The sequence below is a fragment of the Streptomyces canus genome (assembly GCF_001514145.1).
In the GTDB taxonomy this organism is placed as follows: Bacteria; Actinomycetota; Actinomycetes; order Streptomycetales; family Streptomycetaceae; genus Streptomyces; species Streptomyces canus.
In genome coordinates, this window is sequence record NZ_KQ948665.1 from 361,487 (window position 1) to 384,170 (window position 22,684).

At 69.4% G+C, this 22,684-nt stretch carries 21 protein-coding genes; 15 read left to right on the forward strand and 6 right to left on the reverse strand.

The features are described 5' to 3' along the window. Positions 1 to 4: 4 nt before the first annotated feature. The 5 genes from AQJ46_RS30510 to AQJ46_RS30530 all read left to right on the forward strand — a co-directional run bounded on the left by AQJ46_RS30510 (position 5) and on the right by AQJ46_RS30530 (position 4,807). Positions 5 to 574 carry a hypothetical protein gene (locus AQJ46_RS30510; RefSeq protein WP_225887424.1) on the forward strand — a complete coding sequence of 190 codons (570 nt, stop codon included), beginning with the start codon at positions 5 to 7 and terminating at the stop codon, positions 572 to 574. Positions 575 to 745: 171 nt separating this feature from the next. After that, entirely contained in the window at positions 746 to 1,663 is a 918-nt protein-coding gene (locus AQJ46_RS30515) for a hypothetical protein (RefSeq protein WP_225887420.1), read from the forward strand. 245 nt (positions 1,664 to 1,908) lie between these two features. Further along, positions 1,909 to 2,232, forward strand: a complete 324-nt coding sequence (locus AQJ46_RS30520) for a hypothetical protein (protein ID WP_059208606.1) — start codon at positions 1,909 to 1,911, stop codon at positions 2,230 to 2,232. Continuing rightward, the gene (locus AQJ46_RS30525; RefSeq protein WP_059208607.1) at positions 2,229 to 3,359 is read left to right on the forward strand and encodes a WXG100 family type VII secretion target; all 1,131 of its coding nucleotides are present in this window, start codon (positions 2,229 to 2,231) and stop codon (positions 3,357 to 3,359) included. The genes AQJ46_RS30520 and AQJ46_RS30525 overlap by 4 nt, the downstream gene beginning before the upstream one ends. Beyond that, complete coding sequence (locus tag AQJ46_RS30530; RefSeq protein ID WP_059208608.1) at positions 3,356 to 4,807, forward strand: hypothetical protein; 1,452 nt, start codon at positions 3,356 to 3,358, stop codon at positions 4,805 to 4,807. Before AQJ46_RS30525 ends, AQJ46_RS30530 begins: the two co-directional genes overlap by 4 nt. 743 nt (positions 4,808 to 5,550) lie before the next feature. Here AQJ46_RS30530 and AQJ46_RS30535 read toward each other — a convergent pair. After that, positions 5,551 to 7,224, reverse strand: coding sequence for an outer membrane protein assembly factor BamB family protein (locus AQJ46_RS30535; RefSeq protein ID WP_159064068.1), 1,674 nt, complete (start codon positions 7,222 to 7,224; stop codon positions 5,551 to 5,553). Further along, positions 7,224 to 8,714, reverse strand: coding sequence for a hypothetical protein (locus AQJ46_RS55585; protein WP_159064069.1), 1,491 nt, complete (start codon positions 8,712 to 8,714; stop codon positions 7,224 to 7,226). The genes AQJ46_RS30535 and AQJ46_RS55585 overlap by 1 nt, the downstream gene beginning before the upstream one ends. Before the next feature lie 498 nt (positions 8,715 to 9,212). On the opposite strand from AQJ46_RS55585, the gene AQJ46_RS30545 reads away from it, so the two are divergent. From AQJ46_RS30545 to AQJ46_RS30560, 4 genes are all read left to right on the forward strand, one after another. Further along, on the forward strand, positions 9,213 to 9,563 hold the full coding sequence (locus AQJ46_RS30545) for a hypothetical protein (protein ID WP_159064070.1): 351 nt from the start codon (positions 9,213 to 9,215) through the stop codon (positions 9,561 to 9,563). A gap of 68 nt (positions 9,564 to 9,631) precedes the next feature. Continuing rightward, positions 9,632 to 9,946 (forward strand): hypothetical protein, encoded by a 315-nt coding sequence (locus AQJ46_RS30550; protein ID WP_057616756.1) that lies wholly within the window; start codon positions 9,632 to 9,634, stop codon positions 9,944 to 9,946. Then, complete coding sequence (locus AQJ46_RS30555) at positions 9,943 to 11,244, forward strand: putative T7SS-secreted protein (RefSeq protein WP_059208612.1); 1,302 nt, start codon at positions 9,943 to 9,945, stop codon at positions 11,242 to 11,244. The genes AQJ46_RS30550 and AQJ46_RS30555 overlap by 4 nt, the downstream gene beginning before the upstream one ends. Beyond that, positions 11,244 to 11,912, forward strand: a complete 669-nt coding sequence (locus AQJ46_RS30560; RefSeq protein ID WP_059208613.1) for a hypothetical protein — start codon at positions 11,244 to 11,246, stop codon at positions 11,910 to 11,912. The genes AQJ46_RS30555 and AQJ46_RS30560 overlap by 1 nt, the downstream gene beginning before the upstream one ends. Before the next feature lie 6 nt (positions 11,913 to 11,918). On the opposite strand, the gene AQJ46_RS30565 is transcribed toward AQJ46_RS30560, so the two are convergent. From AQJ46_RS30565 to AQJ46_RS51335, 4 genes are read right to left on the reverse strand one after another with little or no spacing between them, the layout of a single operon-like run. Further along, complete coding sequence (locus AQJ46_RS30565) at positions 11,919 to 13,706, reverse strand: hypothetical protein (RefSeq protein WP_059208648.1); 1,788 nt, start codon at positions 13,704 to 13,706, stop codon at positions 11,919 to 11,921. A 26-nt stretch (positions 13,707 to 13,732) separates the two neighbouring features. After that, the gene (locus AQJ46_RS30570; protein WP_159064071.1) at positions 13,733 to 14,509 is read right to left on the reverse strand and encodes a nucleic acid/nucleotide deaminase domain-containing protein; all 777 of its coding nucleotides are present in this window, start codon (positions 14,507 to 14,509) and stop codon (positions 13,733 to 13,735) included. A 5-nt stretch (positions 14,510 to 14,514) separates the two neighbouring features. Beyond that, positions 14,515 to 15,087, reverse strand: a complete 573-nt coding sequence (locus AQJ46_RS30575) for an SUKH-4 family immunity protein (RefSeq protein WP_059208615.1) — start codon at positions 15,085 to 15,087, stop codon at positions 14,515 to 14,517. 54 nt (positions 15,088 to 15,141) lie between these two features. Next, positions 15,142 to 16,887, reverse strand: a complete 1,746-nt coding sequence (locus AQJ46_RS51335) for a nucleic acid/nucleotide deaminase domain-containing protein (RefSeq protein ID WP_063803858.1) — start codon at positions 16,885 to 16,887, stop codon at positions 15,142 to 15,144. 204 nt (positions 16,888 to 17,091) lie between these two features. On the opposite strand from AQJ46_RS51335, the gene AQJ46_RS30585 reads away from it, so the two are divergent. The 6 genes from AQJ46_RS30585 to AQJ46_RS30610 all read left to right on the forward strand — a co-directional run bounded on the left by AQJ46_RS30585 (position 17,092) and on the right by AQJ46_RS30610 (position 22,482). Continuing rightward, positions 17,092 to 17,811, forward strand: a complete 720-nt coding sequence (locus AQJ46_RS30585) for a DinB family protein (protein ID WP_059208616.1) — start codon at positions 17,092 to 17,094, stop codon at positions 17,809 to 17,811. A gap of 174 nt (positions 17,812 to 17,985) precedes the next feature. Next, positions 17,986 to 18,753: a hypothetical protein gene (locus AQJ46_RS30590; protein WP_225887421.1), complete on the forward strand. Its 768-nt coding sequence runs from the start codon at positions 17,986 to 17,988 to the stop codon at positions 18,751 to 18,753. 111 nt (positions 18,754 to 18,864) lie between these two features. After that, a complete protein-coding gene (locus tag AQJ46_RS30595) occupies positions 18,865 to 19,152 on the forward strand; it encodes a hypothetical protein (RefSeq protein ID WP_057616772.1) in 288 nt (95 codons plus the stop codon). A gap of 63 nt (positions 19,153 to 19,215) precedes the next feature. After that, the gene (locus AQJ46_RS30600; protein ID WP_057616773.1) at positions 19,216 to 20,469 is read left to right on the forward strand and encodes a putative T7SS-secreted protein; all 1,254 of its coding nucleotides are present in this window, start codon (positions 19,216 to 19,218) and stop codon (positions 20,467 to 20,469) included. 5 nt (positions 20,470 to 20,474) lie between these two features. Next, a complete protein-coding gene (locus AQJ46_RS30605) occupies positions 20,475 to 21,596 on the forward strand; it encodes a hypothetical protein (protein WP_059208618.1) in 1,122 nt (373 codons plus the stop codon). 16 nt (positions 21,597 to 21,612) lie between these two features. Then, a complete protein-coding gene (locus tag AQJ46_RS30610) occupies positions 21,613 to 22,482 on the forward strand; it encodes a hypothetical protein (protein ID WP_059208619.1) in 870 nt (289 codons plus the stop codon). The last annotated feature ends 202 nt before the right edge of the window (positions 22,483 to 22,684 follow it).

The following is a 22,684-nucleotide window of genomic DNA, read 5'->3' on the forward strand; positions in this document are numbered from 1 at the left end:
GACGGTGGTCGTCACCGCGATGTTGGCCGTGTCCGGCTGTAGTAGTGGGAACGACGACGCAACGGACAAACGCAGCACGTCCGTTTGCGACGGCAAGCTCCACGGCGACGTGTTTCGTACGCTCGTGGGCAGTGACGGCGTGAAGTCCGACGAAACTCACGACTTCTCTCCCAAGAAGTGGACCGCGGGCGGCAGGTGCTACCTGTACGGCAAGGACCACGCCGTCAGGATCGACTACCTCTGGAAGACGGACACGACCCGCTCCGGCGCGTCGCCCAGCCCCGATGCCGGGGGGTTCACGGTCGGTTCGGCCCATGGGTACATCGACACGAACCGAGCGCGGGTCGTCATTCCGTGCGCTGCGCCGGGCAGTGCCGCAGGTGACGAAGGAGTGCTCGAGGTCGAGGTGAAGGACCTGCCGCCGGCACGCATCTTGGACGATGAGCTGCGCGAGGCATTCACGTCCGCGGCGACCATTGCAGCGCGTTACCTGGGTGGTGACGTCTTCAAGTGCTCCGCGGTCCGACCCGGGGCGAACTCTGGTTCAGCGTCTCCGAGTCCCTCGGGCAGCTGAAAACGCAGACGGGATTTGCTTCAAGTGAAGTGGAACTACCAGGCACTGCTCCGGGGAAACGTGAAGCGTCGGCTGATCGGTTCGGCCGTGGCGCTGGCCGTTCTGGGGGCCGGGTACTACGGATTCCAACTCCAGTATCCGGCCGACAAGACCGCGCGGGTGTGCAGTGGGATGCTTCCGGTCGACCCGGTCCTGAGTCTCGCGGGGAAGTCGAAGCTCTCTCTGCTCGGTTTGGGCTTCCACGTCTCCAGCAAGCAGTTCGACGTCTCCAGCGATGTGACGGAGCCATCCGGTCTGGCGACGACGTGCGATGTCGACGGCGTCGTGATATCGATCGAGACCACGTCCGGTGCTCACAACGCATACGGGTTCTATTCCTTCCAGCGTGACCAGGAGTCCTTTCCCGTACCTCTGGACGCGGGTTGGCAGGGATTCATGGTCACCGACGAGGACGAGGCCACGGCGTCGGTGCTTCTCAGTTGTAAGAACTGGACGCCGGAGGAAGGCAGCGGAATTCTCGTGGTGGGCGAGTCGCCCTACGGCAGGGAGGCCACGCAGGCCGTCCGGCTCGACCTCGCCCGTACGGTGACCGGTGCAGCCCAGCGTGCCGCAGAGAAGACCGGCTGTGCGACGGAGCCGGGAGACTCGGGAAAGCTCACCGCTCCCGCTGCCGAAGCCACGACCGTGCCGGCGAGCGATGCCACGGGGACCTGCAAGGGAATGACGGCAAGTAAGAAGGTGCGGGAAACCGCCGCTGGAACGTCACCGGCCGAAGAGTGTCTGCTCGTCGGCGGTTTGCAACTGGCCGCGGCATACGGTCCCTTCAGTGATGCTTCCCAGGCTGTGGTCAACGGCAAGTACGGCGGCCACGACACCCCCTCGGGGGTCGACAGGTCCACGGCCTGGACGTCAGCCACCTGCCCGGGCGCCCTGGGCATCGGTTACTACCATGCTTCGCCGGTCGAGGGCAGCGACCGGAAGTTCAGCTCGGACCCGCTCACGAAAGAGGAGCGCGCGGATCTGGAGCACTTCGCGGAGCAGTCAGCGGCCCGGCATGGCTGCAGCACGCCGACGGGGTCCGCTCCGTGAACCGCCACGAAGCGCCCTTGCTCGACGACACCGTGGCGGTCAGCCAGCATTGAGCAACTCCTGCGGCGTTGCCTCCCCTTGTACGACGGCCTGGACCACCGTGGGCTGGTCTCGCCGGGCGGCGTCCCGGAAAGCCCCTTGATCATTGGGGAGATTCAACCACGCGGCGGGCGTGGCACTCGGCCTGCGTACCCCCATCGTGTGCAAGCGCGTGACTCTTGGGCGGACGCGAGGTTGAGCGTCGCGTGTCCGGTGACTTCTACCTACAACCGCAAGAGCTGGCAGAGCTGGGGAACGCCTTCGGAACGCGGGCGTACGACCTGGCCAGCGCAGTCAAGAACTTTCAAGGAGGGACGGGGGACGAGCAGATCCACGACGGCTTCGGGTTCCTGACGGAGTCGGAGGAGGTTACGGCGGCCTACGTCGAGTTGGCCGCGGAGATGGCCGTATCGCTTGGGGAACTCGCGCGGCATCTCGATGAGGTGGGGCAGGCACTCAGGGGCAATGCGAAGAACTCCGAGGCGGCTGACGATGCTCTCGCCGATCTGTTCAAGGGCGGCAAGGGATGAGCGAGGAGAGCGTCGCCGAGAAGGTCTACGAGGCCGGGATCGAGGTCGTGAATCCCGGTGGCCGTCCAGATGTGCTGCGGGCCGCGGCCAAGGGCTGGCGGGCGATGGGGGAAGAGCTGGAGGAGGTGTACTCCGCGCTCGACCGGCAGGTGCAGGTGAGGCTGGGTGAGCACTGGCGGGGTGAGTCCGCGGAGGCATTCCGCGAGCACTGGGAGAGGGTTGGGCACGGGGTTGAGGAGACCTTGCCGCTCTTCGAGGAGGCAGCGAGGGGGCTCGAGGAGGCGGCCGACCACATCGAGGAGATCAATGCCGACATCCACAAGATCTACCTCGAGATCGGCGTCTCGATCGGTGCGTCCGTCCTGCTCTCCTTCGTCACCGTCGGGTTCTCGGCGGCGGCCGGGGCGGCGAATGCGGTGCGGTTGGGGGCGCAGGCCGTGGATGCGGCCACGAAGTTGGGGCGACTGCTGGCGGCTGCGGCCCGTGCGTTCCAGAGCATTCGCACATGTGTGAGGGGCCGGCAGTGGCTGAGCCTGGGCGTCGAGCTGGGTGTGCAGTGGGCTGCCGGGACGGGTTCCGGTGTCGTAACGAGCTTGGCCACCGGCGATGACCCTGAGTTCAAGAGCAATGCCCTCAACGGTGTTGTGGGCGCCTTCGGCGGCAAGTTCGCAGCGGGTCGTCTGGCCTCGCAGTTCGACGGGGGCATGGCCGCGACCGCTGTCGACGGTGTGACGCTGGGGGCCTTCTCCTCCGTTGCCGGTGACACCGTCCACAACATTCGCAGCGGAGAGCGGTTCGACGCGTCGCAGATGGCGCTCGGAGCAGTCGCCGGAGGACTCGCTGGTGGAGCCGGGAGCACGGCCGTTCACCGGGCCACGGACGGGCGCACGCTCTCTGCGGCACGGAACCTGGCGGGGGATGTGGCCACCAACGCTCCCATCGGCTTCGCTCTCGGCGCGGGCGGCAACATCTCCAAGCACAGCGACGCGGCCGTCAATGGCGATCCCAACGCGGACGAGGAAGAGGCCCGACCCGGTGCGGCCGAGGACACGCGGAAGAGTGCGGGCGCAGCTGCCGAGGTCCTGCGGAATCGGCCCGACCCTCAGCGGTACGGAGCGTTCGGATGAGTGGTAGGTGGACCCTGGACAAGGGCGTGAACGACCTCCGTCCCTTCCCGCGCTGCGGGCGGTTCGTCACCGTGGCCGTCCCGCTCGCTCTCACGGCGCTGACCGCCGCCTGGCTGTTCCAGGGCGCCGCACCGGCGCGCACGGCTGTTCTGTGGTGCTCGCTGATTCTGCTCGCCGCGTCCCTGGCGATCTGGTTGGTGGCGGTGCTGCGCGACGGCGGTCGGTCCCGCAGCGAGACGTACCAATGGGCAGTGCGGACAGCCTCGGTGTCCCCAGGGCTCGGCGAAGGCGCCGTGCCTCGGCGGCTGAGCGGTGCACGCTGGCAGACCGTCCGTTACGGGGGCACGGTGGTCACCGCTTTCACACTGGTGGCTCTCTGGGTGACCCTCGCCGCCGCCGACGCACGGGGAACGGGCACGAGTGCGGTGCTGGCCCAGGAGGGTGCGGTGATCGAGCGGCATCCCATCGTGAAGATCGAGAACCAGGAGGCAGGCAGTGGCCCCCGCTCCTCCGCCACGGCTGACTACACAGTCCTGCTTCCCTCGTCTGCCGGAGAGGGTGGCGTGCCCGTGACCTTCCGGGCGAACACCAATCGACGCCAGGGGATCGGCAGCGAACTGTTCGTGGCATCCGTCCCGGGGCGGCCCGAGCTCGGCGCCGTCGGGGACGACCGGCTCGACGAGGTGGAGCGCCAACTTGCCGGACGGGCTGTGGAGTTCGACACCATGGTGGTGATCGGGCCCTTCTGGGGCCTGGCGACCCTCGCTGCCCTCATCGGCTGGTGGCTGACTGAAAGCATCCGGCGCCCCGCCCGCACGGTCACCCCCGACTGGCATTCCCTGCGAGTCGCGGTCGCCGGCACCAAGGAACACACCGAAACGCCCCCGCCCGGAAGCCCGGAAGCGGCCGATGAGAAGAAGCGTCGGGAGAACACCCGGAGGTTTCAGTGCCTTGTGCTGGAAGGCTGCGGTCAGGAAGTTCCCTTCCAGTCCCAGATGGGACTCGAGGCAGCGGGAGAAGCGCTGTCCGGTGCGCATGGCTGGCTGCTCTGGCACCCCCTCCAGAGGCGACGCCGTGACATGCTCGCCGAGCTGGTGGGTGACGACGGCTGGCAGTTGCCGGGCATGATCCCGATCCAGGCAGTCGAGCGGATCGCAGCGGAAGGGCTCACTGAACCCGCGCGCCCTGACCCCGAACGCCGGGTCCGGATGCTCGACCTCGGAGCGGGCTGGCTCGTGACGGCATCCGTACCGGGAGTCGTCGGATTCGCGGTGGCGTTCGGCTGCCTGGCCACCCTGCTGCTCGTCCCGGACGGTGGGGCTTGGCGGTGGTGGACCGCCCTGGCGGGTGTCCTGGCCACTGCAGTCGGCTTCACGGTGCAGGCGATGGGGCGCATCGGTGACTGCGACCGCAACGGGGACGCGGCGTCGTCGCAGCCCACTGCGTGACTCCCGGAACGATCGAAGTACACCCAGGCCTTCAACCGATGGCCGAAGCCGTCACGCCTGCCGGTGCCTCTTGCTGACCACAAAGCAGAGGCCACACGCCGCAGCCGCCGCGAGCACCAGGCCAAGCCGGGCTGAGCCAGTCTCCCCGCAAGGCAGGTCGAACGCGGCCTTCGGTGTTTCCTCCACGGCGAAGACCAGCGGGACGGCGTTGACGTAGCCGAGGAAGGCGCCGAGCGCGGCGATGACGGCTCCGCCGCTCCCGGCACCGTTGTTGCCGCGCCCTGGCCGAGAACGATCGCGCCGACCGGGCCGCCGCCGATGGCCAGGCGCTGCCCGAGGGACTGCGGCGGCTTGAACGCAGGTGCAGGGTGTGTCGGCGGATGCCCGGGGACGGACGACGGGCCGAACCCCGGCTGCTGCTGCGGCTGAGCGGGCTGCAGATGCGGGTGGTAGCCGCCCTGTGGCTGCGATGGCGGCGGGTTCGGCGGTAGGGACGCGTGTGAAGGGTCGGCGGAGGCGCCCGGACCCCGCCCGGAAGCCCTCGCCACGGCCGCCGATTGCGTCGTCCCCGTCCCGCTACTGGCCCAACTCGCTTCCCGGTACTGGATCTACGACCCGCACCCCACCGGCAGCCGGGACTGTTCCGGGCCGACGAGGCCCGCCGCGCGGTACCGATCGGGACAGAAGGCTCCCGTCGCCGGTACGCGGGCGACGGGAGCCTTCTGGGGACCACAGCCCCTCGGTCAGTCCGTGGTGGGGAGGGCCACCAGGGTGTACGGCGTCTCCCCGTAGACGGCGGAAGGGTTCGGCTCGGACACATAGAGTCGGCCCTCGTGCCAGTAGGGCCGGGCCCATATCGACATGCCCTTGTGGACGTCCTCCGGGTACTCGACGACGGTCTTCGTCGAACCGTCCTTCGCATCGAACTCCACCAGCTCGGGGCCCTTGTCGTTGTCGTTTGTGGTCTTGTACGCGAGGATCCGGTCACCTCCGGCCGCGGGCAGCGGATAGAACGACCTGAACTCGACCGCGTCGGTCTTCCACAGCTGCTTGCCGCTGTCCAGGTCGTAGGCGGCCAGCAGCTCCTTGCTCTTCTCGCCGGTCACATCGATGACGAAGGTGTCGCCCAAAGCGCCCGCCTCCGACCAGGGGCCGCCCAGCGAGTCGTCGGTCCTGACGTACTCGGACGGTACGGCGGGGGAGAACTGGCTGCGCACCTTGCCCGTCTCGTCGTCGAGGGAGAAGAGCACCTCCCCGTCGTCGCCGTGCCGGATGAGGACGACGGGAGAGGTCGAGACGACGTCGCGGCCCTCGATCTCGCCGAAGCTGTCCTTGGGCACCTTGTGGTGGTAGGTCCAACGCGCCTGTCCGGTGGCCGGGTCGACCAGCGAGACCTCGTCCCAGTTCTGGCCCCAGTCGGGGTCGTCGAAGTCGCTGATCTGGCAGCCGCGCACCCGGATCAGTGCCTTGCCGCCGGTGAACTCGCCGGCGCCGCAGTCCTGTGTCGCGAACTTCTTCGGGTCCCAGGCCGTGGTGCCGTCGGTCGCCTTCAGCGCCAGCGTCACCTTCGCGGCGTTGACGACGACCACATCGCCGGCCCGGGCCACCGACACCTCGTCCTTCGACGTGGTGCCACCCGGCTTGAGATCCTTGTCCCAGAGTTGCTTTCCGGTGCCGAGGTCATAGGCCACGAGGTGGTCGCAGGCCCTCCCTTCGCCGTACGCGACGATGCCGATGTCGCCGGAGGAGTTCTCGGGCGCGACGCACGCCTCGCTGCTGTCGCCGGGGAGTGCCGTCGCCCACAGCTGCTTGCCGCTGTCGAGGTCGTACGCCTTCACGCCGTTGGGCAGGGTCTGGACCACCGCCCTGTCGGTGAACCAGGTGCCCCGCGTCTTCGCCCCGAGGGCCGCGTCGACGTCCTCGCCCTGCTGCTTGGAGGCCACGCTCCACAGCACGTTGTTGCTCGCCGAGCCGACGAGCATGTACCAGGCCCCGAAACCGGCCCCGCTCAGCACGAGCACGGCCATGACGAGCAGCACGATCATCCCGACCGGCTTCTTCCGCGCGTTCCCGGGCTGGGCCGGGCCGACGGGGCCGCCGGGCCCGGGATACCCGTACGGCTGCGGGGGCTGGGGCGGGAACCCGTAGCCCTGCTGCCCGGGTTGCTGGGGATGGCCGTAACCCTGCGGCCCCGGTTGCTGCGGATGGCCGTAACCCTGCGGGACCCCGTACCCCGGCGGGGGCGCCTGCTGCGGTCCGCCGTACCCATAGCCGTACGGCTGCGGTGGCGGACCCTGCGGTGGCGGACCCTGCGGCGGTGCCGGGGGTTGCCGCGGGTACCCGTAACCCGGCGGGGGGACGGGCGGAGGCTGCTGCCCGTACGGGCCGGCGGAGCCCTGACTGCCGTCTGTACTCATCAGCTGTTGCTCCTCACGTAACCCGCCCAGGCGGCCTGGAACTCGCTCTCCCCCATGCCCGTGGCCTCGCGCAGCTGCTGGTCGAGCTGACCGGGGTGGCGGTACTGGTCGGTGACGAACCGAAGAGCCGCGGCCTCGCCGTTCTTCTCGGCCATGAACCGGATGGCCAGGTAACTGACCGTGTAGTTCGTGGAGACCTCGTCCCCGGCCCCGGGATCCTCGGGCAGCGTGCCGCTGAACTCCTTGCCGGTGACGTCGTTGCGGATGGTCCACGCGCCGAGCTCACTGTCGAAGCGGAACGCCACATAGTCGGCGAAACCCTCGACGACCCACCAGCGGGTGCGGGACTCGGCGGCGAACCCGCCGGAGGCGGCCTCCAGCGGCTGTACGACGGCGTGCGCGAACTCGTGGTGGGAGATCTCCTGGACGAGCTTCGGCCAGTACGTCGCGTTGGTGAAGCGGTTCCCGGACATGTCCATCTTGACCCGGGCACCGCCGTATTCCAGGTCCTTCTCGTCACCGCCGAACCCGGCGTCGAAGGTGGGCATCGCCACGCTCTGCCCGGCCTCCCAGTCGACGGACTGCGAGCCGTACAGGGAGGAGTAGGTCTTGCGGTCGGGTTCGAGAACCGTCACGAAACCCGTGGGCGTCTCGGTGTCCTCGGGGCCGTTCGCCCTCCACAGCTCGATGTCGTCCTTCGCCGCCTTCTCGATGTACGGCGCGTAGCGGTCCGTGTCGGCGGCGTGTTTCTTGTCCGAGATCGTCAGCGTGTGGGCCTTCTTGACGACGTGCATGTCGTCGTAGAGGTCCCAGGGAGCCGGGTAGAACACATAGCTCTTGGCACCGAAGGCGCCGGGCGCGGGGCCCACCTTGGTGATCCGCGGCTCGGCGTCCTTCGACTCCCGCTTGATGATCCACCGGTACCACTCGGACACCGGCCGGACGTCCACGTCCTGGATCTTGTGGACGAAGGCGACGTCGAGGGCGACCGAGGCCCCGTCGCCGTACTCGTCGGTGCTCGTGCCCGTCGTGTTGAGGATGGCGTACTCGGCCTGCGCGAAGGGGATCTTGCGCAGATTCTCGAAGAGACTCTTCTGCGTGTCCTTGGCCTCGCCGGTGAAGGGGGCGAGATACGTGTCCTCCTCGCCGCTCCTCAACGCCTGACTACGGCCGTCGAGCAGCTCCTGGATGTCCTTGGCGCTCAGCAGCTGCTCGCCCTGCGCGTTGCCCGCCGCGGTGGGCAACGCGCCGCCGCCGAAGGCCTGGTACGCGGCGAGCCCGCCGATGCCGAGAACGGCGAGCACGGCCAGGACGACCACACCGATGACGGCCTTCTTCAGGCCGCTCCCGCCCCGGTCACCGCCGGATCCACCGGGAGGCTGCGGTTGCGGGTACGGCATGTGGGGCGGCGCGGGCCAGCCCTGAGCCGTGGCGGGCGGTTGCGGCGGATAGCCGTAGTGACCTGGCGCGGCCTGGGGCGGGTAGGGCACGCCACCCGGCTGCGGCTGCTGCGGCTGCTGCGGCTGCTGTGGGGCCCACCCTCCCTGCCCCTGTGGATACGTGCCGCCCGGCCCTCCGGGCGGCGGAGGGTACGACATGAACCCGGTCCCCCATGAGTCTCGATGACGTGGGGGAGCCCGCAGAGAAATGGAACATGACGCTCAAGTGATCAACAGCTCCCCCGTAATGCTCATGTCACCCTACAAGTACGCCGGTTCTGGTCGATGCCGCCCCCATCCCTTGCTCATCCGGGCGGAAAAAGATGGTGATCCACGCGGAAAGGGCCAGTGTCGGTGAGGTGGGACTCGCGGGGTGGCCCGGTGAACGCATGTGATGAATGCGTGAAGTCAAGGCGTGGACCAGCGCTTATGCGGCGGCGCGGCGGGCGCCGTGATGTGCCGGGTCGTCCCTCCATGGGCAGACGTGCGAACGAAAAGAGTCGCTAAGGTGCGGGCCCTCTGCTGTTGTCACCCGGAGGTTCCCCCTCGATGCCCATGGCCGGTGTTCTGCTCGCGGCCCCGCCCGGCGGCGCCGTCAGCCCGGTTGCCCTCGGGGCCATCGGTGCCGGCATCGCCGCGCTGGTGCTCGTGAACCTCCTGATCGCATGGTCGTCGCGCCGCAAGCGCAGGAAGGTCCCGGCCGAGCAACTGCGCGAGGAACTGCGCGGGGAGATCCGGAACGGCGCCCCGAACGTCCGCGGGCACATCCGCGTCAATCCGGCCCGCTATCCGGGGATCTCGGTCGGGCAGGCCGAAGCCCTCGCCGCCGAAGAGGGATTCACCCGGCAGACCCACGGCACCAAGGGAATGTGGCTTTTCCTGCGCCGTGTCTCCGACTGAAGCGCAGGACTGACGCACGGGTCTCCGACTGAAGCACAAGGTCTCGGACGGAATACGGGGGAAGGAACATGGCCGATTTCAAGGTCAGTCTCGATGAACTGCGCAGGCTGAAGAAAAAGCTCGAGGACAGCGAGTCACAACTCGACGAGGCGATGCGCCGGATGAAGGACACCGGGCCGAAGGACCTGGGCAAGCGCGTGCTCGACAAGGCATGCGAGGACTTCCAGGAGAGCTGGGAGTTCGGGCTCGGCAAGACGCGGGAACGGATCAAGGTCCTCAACGAGGCCCTGCCCGCCATCATCAAGGCGTACGAGCAGACCGAGCAGGAGATCCAGGGCGCGTTCGCGCACACCGGAGCCCACACCCCAGGGGTGGCGCAGTGAGCGACGACTGGAGCGGCCTCGGCTGGAACCCCACCCCCGGCCACCCCCACCTGGCGACCGACCTCTCCGACAGTCTGCTGCACACCGCCGAAACCCTGCAGACCACGCACCAGTTGCTGGACTCCCTCTCCAAGGAGAGCACCTGGTGGTCGGGGGAGGCGGCCAAGGCGTTCACCCAGAAGGTGACGGACCTCCCCGACTACCTCCAGCGCGCCCATGACTCCCTCCAAGCCGCGGGTGGCGAGATAGCCAGGTGGAGCGACACCCTGCACGATCTGAAAGTCAGGGCCGGCCACTACGAGGCGGACGCCGAGGAGGCGCGCAGGAAGGCCGACCAGGCGGAGCGGGACTACGAGAGCGCCCGGTCCGACCCGGATCTGCGACTGGCCGGCCGGATGTTCACCGACAAGGCGCAACTGGACGACGCCCAGGCCCGGTTGAACGGTGCCAACGAACGGCTCGACAGCGCGGGCAGGACGCTGAACAGCGCCCGCAACCGGCTCCAGGACCTGATCGACGACGCCAGGAAGCTGGAGACCCAGCACGGCGACCGGGCCCAGGAGTACGCCGACGCGATCCGCAGGCACGCCAGCGACTACGCCCCCGAGGGCGGGGCCTGGGAGAAGTTCAAGGACTGGTGGAACGAGCACGGCGGCGATCTGCTGACCGTAGCGGCAACGGTCGTCGGCATCGCCGCGATCTTCTGCCCCGTCCTCGCGCCCCTCGCCATCGGCCTCAGCCTCGCCGCGGCGGCCCAGCACACCTACCAGTACGTCCGGAGCGGCAAGGACATGTGGCCGCCGACGTCGAAGAACCTGAGCGAGTGGGCCACGCTCGGCGGCGACCTGCTCGGTGCCGTCCCGGGCGTGGGTCCCGCCATCGACGGTACGAAGGCAGCCATCGAGGGAGGCAGGACCGCGTTCGAGGCGGCCCGGGGAGCCGAGACGCTGGCCCGCACCGGGGCCACCGTCTCGCAGGCCGTGAAGAGCGGCGGTGAGGCCTTCAACTGGGCGGCGAAGGCGGCGGACCCCTCCAACCCGCTCGTCGCCAGGCCCGTCGAGTGGGCCGCCGCGAAGCTCGGCTCCTCGCAGGCCGCCGGCGCGATGGCCGCGGACGTGACACAAGCGGTGACGACGGGAGCCCTCGCCCTGCCCACGGCCATCACCCTCGACCCCCACTACACCGACGCGTGGGCGACCCCCGCCACGAACGCCACCGTCGCGGGCGACGGCGTCATGGCGGGCGGGCTCGCCGTCGAACCCCTCCAGAAGATCTTCGCCGTGGCCAGGGCCCTGTGATGGCCACCGCCGACAGTGGCCGGCCCCTGCCCCTCTGGTACACCCTGCCGGAGGGCTTCCGGCCGGTGGATCTCTGGGCCGATCCCGAAGTGCGCATGGAGGCCCACTACACCGCGCTGGCCGAGCTGTGCCCCGACGCGACGACCGGCCAACTGGTCGCGAGCGCCCTCGGCTTCGAGGCCGCACTGGGCCGACTGGTCGAGGACGGACTGGTCCACTTCAGTTCCTTCGTCCTGCGCACGGACGACGACCTGCTCCTCACGGGGATCTGCCAGATCTCCGTGACCGACCGCCCCGCGGGCGACCCTCACCTCTACCCGCACAGCGCGCTGCGCGCCCACCCGGACCAGCCGGACAGCCACAAGGCGGTCGTCGAACTGCCGTCGGGGCTCGCCGCCGTCGTGGTGGCGGATCAGGCCGTCACAGTCCCCGGAACGCTGTTCGGCGTCGAGGGCGAGAGCACCTCGGCCGTCCGCACCGCCACGTTCCACCTCGCGTTTCCGCGGATCCCGCAGGCGGTGGTGGTGTCCCTGTCCACCGAGATCTTCGAGGCGGAGGAGGAGTTCCTGGAACTGGCCACGCTGGTGGCCGCCGGGATCTCCTTCACGGCCCCGACGCCGGGCCCGGTCCCGAAGAGTGCCCCCGTCGCCGCGAGCCCCTTCGGATAGGGCGTCTCACAGCTCCCGGAGCGCGTCCAGACGCAGCTGTACCGCGTACAGACCCTCGGGATCCCCGATGAGGAGCAGGCCCCCGGGGGTGAGCGAGAGGGCATCGCACGGCCGCAGCAGGGGCAGGACGCGCACCTCGCCGGAGAGCACGTGCCACAGGTGCAGCTCACCGTCGCTCCAGGCCACGGCGAGCACCGGACCGACCGGGGTGTCGGCCGCGGCAAGGGCGGTGACCAGATACCGACGTTGCTGTACCGGGACGGGCATCGGCTCCGCGGAGGCCGTCTCCCACAGCCGCACCGAGCCGTCCGACGCGGCACTGAAGGTGAGGGTCAGTCCGTCGGCGGTGCCGACGCAGGCGGCGGCGGTGACCGGCTGTTCGTGGACGTGGCAGGAGCGCGGAGTATCCTGATATTCGCTCAGGGACCACACGTGAACCGCGCCGCTCCGGTCGCCGACGACGGCGTACGGCCTCTGCGGGCCACCGCTGCCGAGCGCGCTGACCTGGGACTCCTCCTCGGCGAGGGCAGCCGAACCATGGTGCTCGGCGATGTGCCCGAGCACGATCGCGGCGGTCGGGTCGTCCTCGGGCACGAGCGGCAGCAGCGCGTCGGACCGGTCGAACATCAGCACCGAGCGGGCGTCGCGCGGGGCGACGGAGCGCGGTCGTACGAAGGATGACGGGGAACCGGCACCCCCGCCGACAGCCCCGGCCGACGCACCGCTGACCAGGTCGTAGATCCGCGGCCGCCCCGTGGCGTCGGCCGCCAGAACCCGTCGCTCCTCGCCCGGCACCAGGGCGAGCGCGATCGCCGCGAGGCCGGGCCGGGCCCACACCGCGGTCCACCAATGGCGCTCGGCGAGGGGCTGAAGGTACTCGGTCAGCGCCGGGTCCGTGCCCACGGCGGCGGTGTGCAGCAGGGCGGCCCGCTCGGCGCTGTCGGTGTGATACGCCGTCAGTTCGGGTGCGGCACGCCTCCACACCTCGCGCAGCCGCCCGGGAACGGGGATGCGTGCGTCGGCGAGAGCGGCGGTCAGCGCGGCGGCAGATCCGTGGACGAGGAAGCCGGGGTCGGTCAACAGGTCGCGTACGGCGGCCCCTTCGTCGTCAGCGCGCAGCGCCGCGTCGAGGATGTGGCGGCGGACCGCGTCGGGCGCCTGGGACCAGTCCGGCCGGTCGTCGGAGGTGTGCGGGACCGCCGCGAGGAGTTCCGGGTACGGGGCCTCGCCCGCACGCGGCGCCCCGGCGCTGTCGCCCAGGTCGACGACCTCTGCGCGGTCGGCGGTCAGCAGCCCTGATTCGCCCACCTCAACGGCCGCACGCACATGGGGGAGTGTCAGCAACGGCTCCAGCACCTCGGCGACCAGGGCCTCGGGCGCCCCCGTCGGCAGATCCGCGGGTCCCGCCCCGGCCCGGTGCAGATCGGGTACGAGGAGCAGCAAAGGCCGCCCGTCCAGGGCCACTTGGTCCAGCAGCCGGACCGGGGACAGCGGACCGTAGCCGAGCTGCCGCCCCAACTCCCAGGCGAAGCTCTCGGCTGTGAGCCCCTCCGACGGGACGGTGGCATGGACGGTGATCCCCGGCCGGTCGATCGTCCCGGCCAGGAACCAGGCGAGCAGACGGCTCTTGCCGCTGCCCTCGGCGCCCCGCACCAGGCACAGCCGGGGCCCGGCCCCGTTTCCGTCGGCCCCCCAGTCGAGCAAACGCTGCCCGAAGGGCCGTGTCTCCTCGTCGATCGGCGGCCAGGAGGTGATGTCCCAAGTGATGGCACCGACGGTCATGGCGTGCTGCATCCCCTCGTCCTGCATCCGTCTTCGCTCTACTGAGGCTGCCGGGCGGCCGCCTCGCGCAGCTGCCGGATGCCCTCCGCACGGGACTCCGCCATCTCCCCGTAGGGGAAGTTGTGGGTCAGCTGTGCCTCGGGGAAGACCTGCCCGAGCCACAACGAGCAGTAGTGCCCCGGCATGAAGCAGGCCTCCAACTCGGTGTGGATCCTCAGCACTTGCTCGGGCTCGACGCCCGCGGCCCGCAGCCGGGCCCACAACCGCTCCTCCGGGTGGACAGCGATGTCGCCGGCCTGCGTGACGATCTGCTTCTCACCCCGGTCGTTCACGATCTCGAAGGCGGTGAACCACTCCGCGCTCGCGGTGTCCCGGATGTCGTCGAGGACGAGAGGCCACCAGTGCTCGCGGCCCTCGAACGCCCGGGAATCGAGGGCCCGCAGCCGCTGCTCCAGCTCCGCGTACGCGGCGGACGCCTCCTGCGGCACATCGGTGCCGAGGATCGCGGCGAGGGACTGGTCGAGCGCGCCGAGCGACTGGGCGAACGCCTCGGGAGTCGCGTTCACGAACCTCGACTCCTCGGCCCAGTCGAGGAGTACGGCACGGACGACACCCTCGTGGTCGGCGCAGAGCTCGAACCCGCGGTCGGACCCGAGCCGCGCCCACTGCCGACACTCGTCCAGCACTACCGTACGGCCGACGGACTGGGCGAACTCCTGAAGCGGGACCGGGTCGGACTCGGCCGTCGCGAAGTACGGTCCGACGGCCAGAGGGAGGGTGATCTCTCCGATGCGCCGAATATCGCTGTCATTCATCGCCATTACCTCGCCTCGGGTTCGGCGACATACTCCAGGATGTCGTGCCAGCGGGAATTGGGCACCTCAAGAGCGGCCGGGTCGATTTCCCGCATCTGCTCGGTGAGGCGGGCCGCCGCTCCCTCTGGGTCGAGCGACTCCTGTTCCGACTCGAAGTCGTAATGGGGACGCTCTTTCTCCAGCAGGTACAGGAAATGGGCGAAGGAATTGAGATCCTTGTTCAACGTATAGATCTCGGACTCGTCACCGGGGAGGCAGTAAACGGTCCCGGTGACCCCGTCCAGAGCGATGTCGTCGTACGGGACCATTCCGAGGAGAAGCCAGCCCTCGGCCCCCTCGGGCAGGTTGGTCCACCGCTCGCGGAGGTCGTCGTAGCAGCCGCCGAGCGCCCTCACCTGCTCCGGAGTCCCGTCCACCAGGTCGAACCAGGGATTCGGGCGGGCCGGAATGCCGACGTCACGAAGGAAGCGCGCGCTCGGTTCGTGCTGGATGTTCGCCACCACCGCCGCCGAATACGTGGTGAGCTCTTCCGGGCCGAACTCGGACTCCAGGGTTTCCCGGTCGATGGGGGGTGTCATCCAGTGACCTGCCTGCCTTGCGAATGAGAGGAGTGCCCGATGTTAGCACGTACGCTATTTGTTCCGGTTCGCCTTGAGGCGGTCCAGATAATCCATCATTTCCGCATTGCCCTGCGCTCTGGATTCCTTTGTGTTTCCGTAATCGATGCTGTGGGTGACGTCGACGTGTGAAAGTCTTTCCCGCATCCACGCGCTGCAGTTCGGTGCGGACGAACAGGGGGCTCGTTCCGTGTACAGCTCGGTCATACGGCCGCCCGCTCCGTCCCGTAGAACCGGGAAGCCGATCATGCGCTCGGAGTGACGGAATCCCGAACTGCGCGCGACCAGGATGAAGTCGCCGTCGTCCTGTTTGTTGCTGTTGAAGCGGGCCGCGGCGTAGTTGTTGCTCTCGAACTTGTCCTGCCCGTTCACCTGCTTGTGATTGCCGTAACTCTTGTCCGAGTGGCGGGCCAGTTGGACGGCCTGGGACAGCGGCGTGCTCCCGAGTTCCACCTGTGTCGAATTGCTGAGAGGACGCGGCCTCTCCTTGCCCTGGAGTTTGAGGTTCGGTTCGCCCGGCAGCGGTCGTCCGGCATTGTCGCCGTCGAGCTTCAGGCCGATGCGGTCGCGGTCCTCCTGGTTCAGCTTGTCGGTCCCGCCGTCCGTCCGCAGCCGCCTGAGCGTCCCGTCGTCGCCCATGAGGTACATGGGCGTCTTGCCGTCATTGCTCTTCTGGAGCTGCCTGAGGGACAGGGCGGTCTCGTCGTCGTTGTTCTTGTGACGCTTGGCCATCTTGCTCAGGCCGCTGGTCATGCTCTCGTCGAGGTGGGCCGCGGAGCGCTTGACGCCCTTTCCGATCCCCTCCATGAGCTCGTCGACCATGGGGTCGAGGAGATTGGTGAGCGGATCCTTGCCCCGGGCGCGGCCGTGCGAGGACTTCGCGCGGGTCAGCTTGCTGCCGGCCCCGTCGCGGATCTTGCCGCCCGCGCTCTTGAGCCCGTTGCCCGCGCGGTCGTAGGACTCCAGGTCCATGCTGAACTGACCGCCACCGCCACCGCCACCGCCACCGCCGCCGCTGCTCGACCCGCCGTCCCCGCCCGCTCCGGCCAGCTGCATCGAACCGCCCGCGCCCCCGCCCGCGCTGGCCAGCTGCATGCCGCCACCCGACTTGAGGCTGTCGACGCCGTCGTCAAGGCCCTCCCGGCCCGCTTTCGCGGTCTGGCCGAGGTCGACACCGTTCTGCGTCCCCAGGGCGTTGCCGCCCAGTTGCAGGACCAGGTCACCCGCCATCGCGCCGAGAGCCTGGAATATCGGACCGGTGGCGACCTCGATGATCCGTGAGGCGATCTCCTCGCACACCTCCTGGAAGATGCGTTTCACCGCGATCCGGGTGGCCTGCGTACCCGCGATACCGCCCAGCGTCGACAGGCCCAGAGTGACCGGGGCGGCCGCGATGGCGGCCACGATCTCCGCGGCGAGGATGCCGAGTTGGGCGATCGCCGCGATCTTCGCGCCCTCGATCAGCACGGCGACCGCGTCCAGCGCGGTCGCCGCCACTCGGCCCGCTTCGGACAGGTTGGTCAGATGCTTGCCCTTGACGAGGTCCCAGTGCTTCTCCAGCGCCTGGATCGCGAGGCCCTCGTTGCCGCCGATCAGATCGGTGATCGCCTGGTGCGCGTCCGCGGCGCCGTCCTCGATGTCGTCGGCGAACTCCCGCATGGCCTGGGCCATGTCGCGGTAGTCGTCCTCGTCGACGTTGGGCCAGCTGATGCCTATCAGGTCCAGGGCCGCATCCAGCTCGCTCGGCAGGACTACACCCACAAGGACCCCCGTTCGAAAGTTAGTTGGGGAAACGTAACTTTGATCGGATCATGAGAACAAGTTCACCCGGCGTCACATGACCTGATCCGAGGCTCAGTTGGCGCATACCTTTCCGAACGGAACCCGGGGGCACGTAAATCCGTCGCGCCTCCCGCGGGCGGGCGGCTAGCCTCCGCCCGGACGGGACCGTGAGGGGAGCGGGGCATGGAGACGGGACGCGTACGGACCGACCGACTGGGCGTACTGCTTGACCAGTTCGACTGCGTCAGGGAGCGGGCGCAGATTCGGCTCGAAGGGCTCGGCGACGAGGAGTACCTCTGGGAGCCGGTCCCCGACTGCTGGTCGATCCGGCGCCGGAGCGAGGCGGTGACGCCCCGGGCGTACGGTCCCGGCGAGTGGGTCCTCGACAAGGGTGCCCCGGACATCCCCTCGGGCGAGTACGCCGAGGTCGCCCGCCAGGCCGCCGACGGCATGAGCGTCGCCAAGATCGCCGAGGACTGGAGCGTGAGCGTCGAACGGGTCGAGGAGGTCCTCGCCCACACCGGCCCGGTGGTACCCGACATCACGGCGGTCACGACCATCGCCTGGCGACTGGGGCATCTGCACTCCTGTTTCGCGGGCGAGTGGGAGTGGACCTTCGGCGAACGCCGCACGGATCCGCACCAGTTGGTCGACTTCACCCCCTCCGCGGCCCTGGCCCAGGAACGCTTCTGGTCCCTGCTCGACCGCTGGCGCGAAGCCGTCGGCCGGGTCACCGAGGAACAGCTCGACACGATCGGCTTCTCCCAGTACCCGTACGGCTCCGCTCCCGACGAGCCGTACATCTCCGTGCTGTGGGGGTCCAGCCTGGAACTCATCCACCACATGGCGGAGATCGCGCTGCTCCGCGACCTGTGGCAGGCACGCTTCAACGCTCGCGGGTAGATCTGGGGCCCCGGCGCCCCGACCCGGGTCTGAAAGCCAACGAGGAAATCTCGTGGACGTTCTGTGGACGAGTCGTCCCAGGACCGGTTGACACCGACCGCCCCGCGACATCACCGACCCACCTTTGAGAGTCTGTCGATCGTCATCGTCAACCTCATCGACAGTTGGGCGGCCATGAACCACAGCAGCCAGGAATGGGCCTCGCAGGCCCAGCAACCGGGGCAGCCGCAGTACCCACCGCAGACCCCGGACCCGTACGGGCAGGCCCACGCTCCGGCGGAGACCGTCATCGCGGTCCCCAACAAGCGGCTGCACAAGTACGACAAGGTCAAGCCGGGGGAGCAGACCGTCACCATCCGGCAGGCCGGCCCCGGCACGAACGGCGAACCGCTCGCGTACGTCCACGTCCCCCAGGACGCCCCCAAGGGCGGGCGCCAGGCGCGGCCGCCGTTCACCGTGAGCGGCCCGAACGGCGAACCGCTCAGCTCGGTGCGGTCCGTCGGCGAGGGCGTCTACGAGGTCTACGGCGGTGACGGCGCCCCGATCGGCCGGATCACCCGGCGCGGCGGGCGGACCCTGCCCTGGCCGCGCCGCGTGCACTGGAGCGTGCAGCCCGCTCAGGGCGGCGAACCGCTGGCCGCCGAGGTCGGGACGCGCAAGGCGTGGACGGTGTTCGTGCTGATCTCCCCCCTGTACTTCGTGTGCTGGGCGGTCATGGCCGCTCAGGGAGCGATCTGGCTGCTCCTCGGTGAGAAGGACGAGGCGAAGAAGGAAGCCGCCTGGGAGATGGAGCCCCCGACGTGGACGCGGTGGCGCCCGTCAGATGGGCCGGAAACCGCCATCGAGTACCAGACGGGCCGTAAGTACCGTCTCGCGTCCTCCCGGCTGGACCACCGGCTGGCATACGCGCAGGCCGTCCTGCACGTGTGGGACCGCGCCTAGCATGCGCATGCCACAAGTTGGCGACAGCGAACACCGTCAGGTAGGCCCGAAGTTGCCGCTCCGATAGTCTGACCGGCGATCACTGATCACGCTACGGGGAGGCACACGGCGATGGCGGATTTCCAGATCGATGTCGATCGTATGAAGACCCTGATCAACAGGCTCGACCAGGTGGACGACCGCATGCGTGGCGCCCAGGAGCGGCTGAACAAGGTCGGTCCCAAGGGCCTGGGCACGGACGGTCTCGACAACGCCTGCGACGACTTCCAGGACGACTGGGGCGACGGCATCAAGCGGATCGCCGACGGCGCCAAGCAGCTGCACGAGGGACTGCAGAAGACGCTCGAGGCGTACCAGTCGACCGACCAGGATTTGCAGAAGGGCTTCAGTCAGAAGTAGCCCGCACCACCGCTCCGACTACTCGCACACGCACACGCATACGCACGCAACGGGGAGAAGACGATGGGAATGTTCGACGACCCCAACTGGCCCGGACTGACGTTCAATCCGGCCAAGGGCGACCTGCACACGATCGAGTCACTGGCGTACGACGTGAAGACGGTCGGCGACGAGCTCGACGAGATGCGCGAGATGCTGGTGGGCATCGGCAAGACGGACGGGATCTGGGACGGCGAGGCCGCCAAGAAGTTCCAGGAGAAGGTCGGCGAACTGCCCAAGTACCTTCAGCAGGGCCATGAATCGATGAACGCCTGCTCCAGGGCGCTCAAGGGCTGGCACGACGAACTCGAGACCATGCAGCGCCAGGCCAAGAACCTCGAGGAGCGCGCGGTCGAGGCCCGTAAGCGGCTCGACCAGAAGAACGCCGACGTCGACAAGGTCAACGTCAAGATCGAGGGCGCTCAGTTCCAGCAGCTCACCGAGCAGCAGGCCAAGGCCCTCTCGGAGGAGGCCGACTCCGCCTCGCGAGCCGCCCAGGACGCCGCCACCGACCTCAAGCTCCTCATCGAGAACGGCGAGGCGCTGCGCAAGTACTGGGAGGAACAGGCCGGAAAGGCCGAGAAGGCCATCCGCGAGGCCGCGAACAACCGGCCGCCGGACATCAGCGTCTGGGACAAGATCACGGACGGTCTGAAGGGCGCCTGGGACGGCTTCAAGAACTTCCTGATCGACAACGCGGACCTGTTCTCCACGATCTCCGCCGCGCTCGCCGCCGCCGCCATCGTCGTCAACGTCATTCCGGTCGGCGGTCAGGTCGCCTCGGCCATCCTGGGCGCGGGTTCGGTGGCGTTCGCCGGCGCGGCGATGGCCGGACACTGGATGGGCGGCGCCCCGATGTGGAAGGTCGGCCTCGACGCGCTCGGTGTGATCCCCGGTGTCGGTGGCGCGGGCAAGGCGCTGTTCTCCGGAGGCAAGGCGCTCTTCACCGGAGCGCGGGAAGCCGGGGCGATCGCCTCCGGCGCCAGGACCATGATGAACCAGATCAAGAACCCCATGAGCACGAAGGTCATCAACTGGGGCCTCGGCAAGTTCGGCAAGGCCGTCGACCCGTCGCTCATCACCGGCGGCGTCAAGGGTTTCTCCACCGGCTTCGGCCTCGGCCACCTGCTCTCCGGCGGGGACGACGGCGGCAGCAGCCAGCCCGCGGTCTCGACCCAGCCGGCCCCGGCCACCGGTCAGCCCCGGCCCACCCCCGAGGTCACGACGATGCCGTGGCCCGCTTCGGGTGACAAGTTCCACCAGACCCTGGCGGCCTGAGCATCATGACCGAACTCACCACCGCCGCCCCGGCCACGGAGGCGGAGAAGCCAGGGCTCCACGTGGGATGGGTGGTCCCGCCGTTCTTCCACGAACTCCCCCTCGGGACGGACGACGTCGACGAGGCGGGCGAGCAGCTCTACGCGACGGTCCAGGAGGTCCTGCCGGGCGGCACGGACGAGGACCGGCTGCGCATGTTCGTCACCTACGCCGGCATCCTCGACGACCTGCGGGACGCCGGAGCGGTGTACGCGGGCTTCTGCAACCTGGACTTCGACGGCCGCCCCAGCACCGCCACCGTCGCCGTCTACCGCATGCCGCTGCACGACATCACCGCCGAGGACGTGCTCTCGGAGGCCCTCACCGGCCTGCAGCGGGCCTATCCCGACGACGACGTCCGGATCAGCACCCTGCCCTCCGGCAAGGGCGACGCCCGGGCCGTCGTACGCATCGGCCAGGCCCCCTTCACTCTCGCCGCCGAGGCCTCTCCCACCGGCGAGCCCCTGGAGGTGCCGCGCGGACAGATCCAGGTCTACATCCCGCTGCCCAACGACGCGGACCTGCTGGCGTTCGAGCTCTCCACGCCCTGCATGGAGGACTGGGACTTCTACTCGGAGCTCTTCGCGACGATCGTCCGGACCCTGGACTGGGCGACGGAGGAGCAGGCCGAGATGGAGGCCGCTCTCTCCCAGGCCCAGCCGGTCCCGGACGTGACGCCCGATCCGGCCATGGTGCAGGAGCTCTACTCCTTCTCCAGCCGGGTCCTGGACGGCCTCGGCGTGCGGGGCAGGATGGACGAGGGCAACGCGGTGTCCTCGGTGACCTGCGCCGACTGCTGGTCCAAGGGTCTGACGACGGTGTGCACGGCCCGCCATCGCTGGCAGATCGACGGCGTCCCGGAGGAGCAGCTCACCGCCGCTGTCGACCGGTTGGACGCGACGTTCCAGAGTCAGGGCTGGCTCAAGCTGGCGGGGACACCGGGGGAGAGCGTGTCCCTGGCCGCGGACAGCGGCTCAGGCCACCGTGTCAACGTCACGTTGCTCCACGGCCGGCAGCGGCTCGTCGTCGAGGTCGTCGCCCCGTGCACCCGCACGGTGCGCGGGCCGGGCGACTCCGTGTTCGGATAGCGGAGGCGGTTCCGGCATGAACGAGAACACCGGCCACCTTCTGCCGATCGGCGCCCACGCGCTGTCCGCGGACCCCCGACTCGCCGCCGCCGTACGGGACTTCGGCAGCACGTACGGCTACGACTACTTCGACGACGAGACGGTCGGACGGACCCTCGCCGAACACGAGGCCTCCCTGCGCCGGGTCGCGCGCGGAGGGCTCGTCTGGGCCGGCTCCCTGGCGACCGCCGTCGGGATCGTCTGGCTGGTGTGGGCGGCGTCCCGCAAGCCGGACGACATGGTGGTCGCCGTGGCGCCACCGGCCGCCGTACTGGGCCTGGCGCTCGCCGCTTTCGTCATGGTCAACCTCCAGGGCAGGCGCAAGCTCCGCCACCCCTTTCTGGAGGGGTACCGCCACGTCCTCGCGGCGGCGCTGGCGCACGGCGCGCCCGTGACCTACGTGCCCGCGTGGCTGACCGGCCGAGGCGGCGCGGCACTGGACGTGGCCCCGCTGCCGTCGTACGCCGCGCCGGCCGGGGGTCCGGCCACCGGCGTACAAGCCACCCCGGTGGCCCCGCCGCCCAAGCCGGCCGCGGTCGAGGAGTACGAGCGGATCGCCGACCACGGAGGCTGGCACGACGAGGCGGGCGGGATCCTCGTCGTCGCGGGAGCCGTCGGCGTGGGCTACGCCGTGGTCAAGGACCTGCCCGCGGCGTACGCGGCCGTACTGCTCATCGCCCTCGGTATCTGGACCTGGGTGGCCGGACACCGCCTCGGCAGACGCCAGAAGGAGCTGTCCGGCGAGGCCCTCCGTTACCTCGACGAGCTGACCAGCGCCCAGGCCGCGGGAGCACCCGTGCACGAGCTCTCGCCACCCTTGCGCAAGCTCCTGGACACCCGGCTCTGACAGGCAGCACGCATACGGCAGTGGCGGCGCCTTCCCCGGGCGCCGCCACCGCCGTATGCGCGACCGCTCAGCCCCTCAACCGCCCCTCGCCCCCACCGCCTTGGCCCGCTCCCGCGCCTCGACGCTGACGCCGTGCCGGCACCGCGCGAGCGCCGACGGCCGTCGACGTCGGCGTGCGGACCGCGAGGTACTCGGTCTCCAG

What these genes read in the sequence shown, in the direction of transcription:
- AQJ46_RS30605 (WP_059208618.1), top strand. Translation starts at nt 20,475, where the DNA reads ATGACCGAACTCACCACCGCCGCCCCGGCCACGGAGGCGGAGAAGCCA.
- AQJ46_RS30560 (WP_059208613.1), top strand. Translation starts at nt 11,244, where the DNA reads ATGGCCACCGCCGACAGTGGCCGGCCCCTGCCCCTCTGGTACACCCTG.
- AQJ46_RS30535 (WP_159064068.1), bottom strand. Translation starts at nt 7,224, where the DNA reads ATGAGTACAGACGGCAGTCAGGGCTCCGCCGGCCCGTACGGGCAGCAG.
- AQJ46_RS30525 (WP_059208607.1), top strand. Translation starts at nt 2,229, where the DNA reads ATGAGCGAGGAGAGCGTCGCCGAGAAGGTCTACGAGGCCGGGATCGAG.
- AQJ46_RS30610 (WP_059208619.1), top strand. Translation starts at nt 21,613, where the DNA reads ATGAACGAGAACACCGGCCACCTTCTGCCGATCGGCGCCCACGCGCTG.
- AQJ46_RS30575 (WP_059208615.1), bottom strand. Translation starts at nt 15,087, where the DNA reads ATGACACCCCCCATCGACCGGGAAACCCTGGAGTCCGAGTTCGGCCCG.
- AQJ46_RS30550 (WP_057616756.1), top strand. Translation starts at nt 9,632, where the DNA reads ATGGCCGATTTCAAGGTCAGTCTCGATGAACTGCGCAGGCTGAAGAAA.
- AQJ46_RS30570 (WP_159064071.1), bottom strand. Translation starts at nt 14,509, where the DNA reads ATGAATGACAGCGATATTCGGCGCATCGGAGAGATCACCCTCCCTCTG.
- AQJ46_RS30515 (WP_225887420.1), top strand. Translation starts at nt 746, where the DNA reads ATGCTTCCGGTCGACCCGGTCCTGAGTCTCGCGGGGAAGTCGAAGCTC.
- AQJ46_RS30600 (WP_057616773.1), top strand. Translation starts at nt 19,216, where the DNA reads ATGGGAATGTTCGACGACCCCAACTGGCCCGGACTGACGTTCAATCCG.
- AQJ46_RS30545 (WP_159064070.1), top strand. Translation starts at nt 9,213, where the DNA reads ATGCCCATGGCCGGTGTTCTGCTCGCGGCCCCGCCCGGCGGCGCCGTC.
- AQJ46_RS30565 (WP_059208648.1), bottom strand. Translation starts at nt 13,706, where the DNA reads ATGCAGCACGCCATGACCGTCGGTGCCATCACTTGGGACATCACCTCC.
- AQJ46_RS30585 (WP_059208616.1), top strand. Translation starts at nt 17,092, where the DNA reads ATGGAGACGGGACGCGTACGGACCGACCGACTGGGCGTACTGCTTGAC.
- AQJ46_RS30530 (WP_059208608.1), top strand. Translation starts at nt 3,356, where the DNA reads ATGAGTGGTAGGTGGACCCTGGACAAGGGCGTGAACGACCTCCGTCCC.
- AQJ46_RS30590 (WP_225887421.1), top strand. Translation starts at nt 17,986, where the DNA reads ATGAACCACAGCAGCCAGGAATGGGCCTCGCAGGCCCAGCAACCGGGG.
- AQJ46_RS30595 (WP_057616772.1), top strand. Translation starts at nt 18,865, where the DNA reads ATGGCGGATTTCCAGATCGATGTCGATCGTATGAAGACCCTGATCAAC.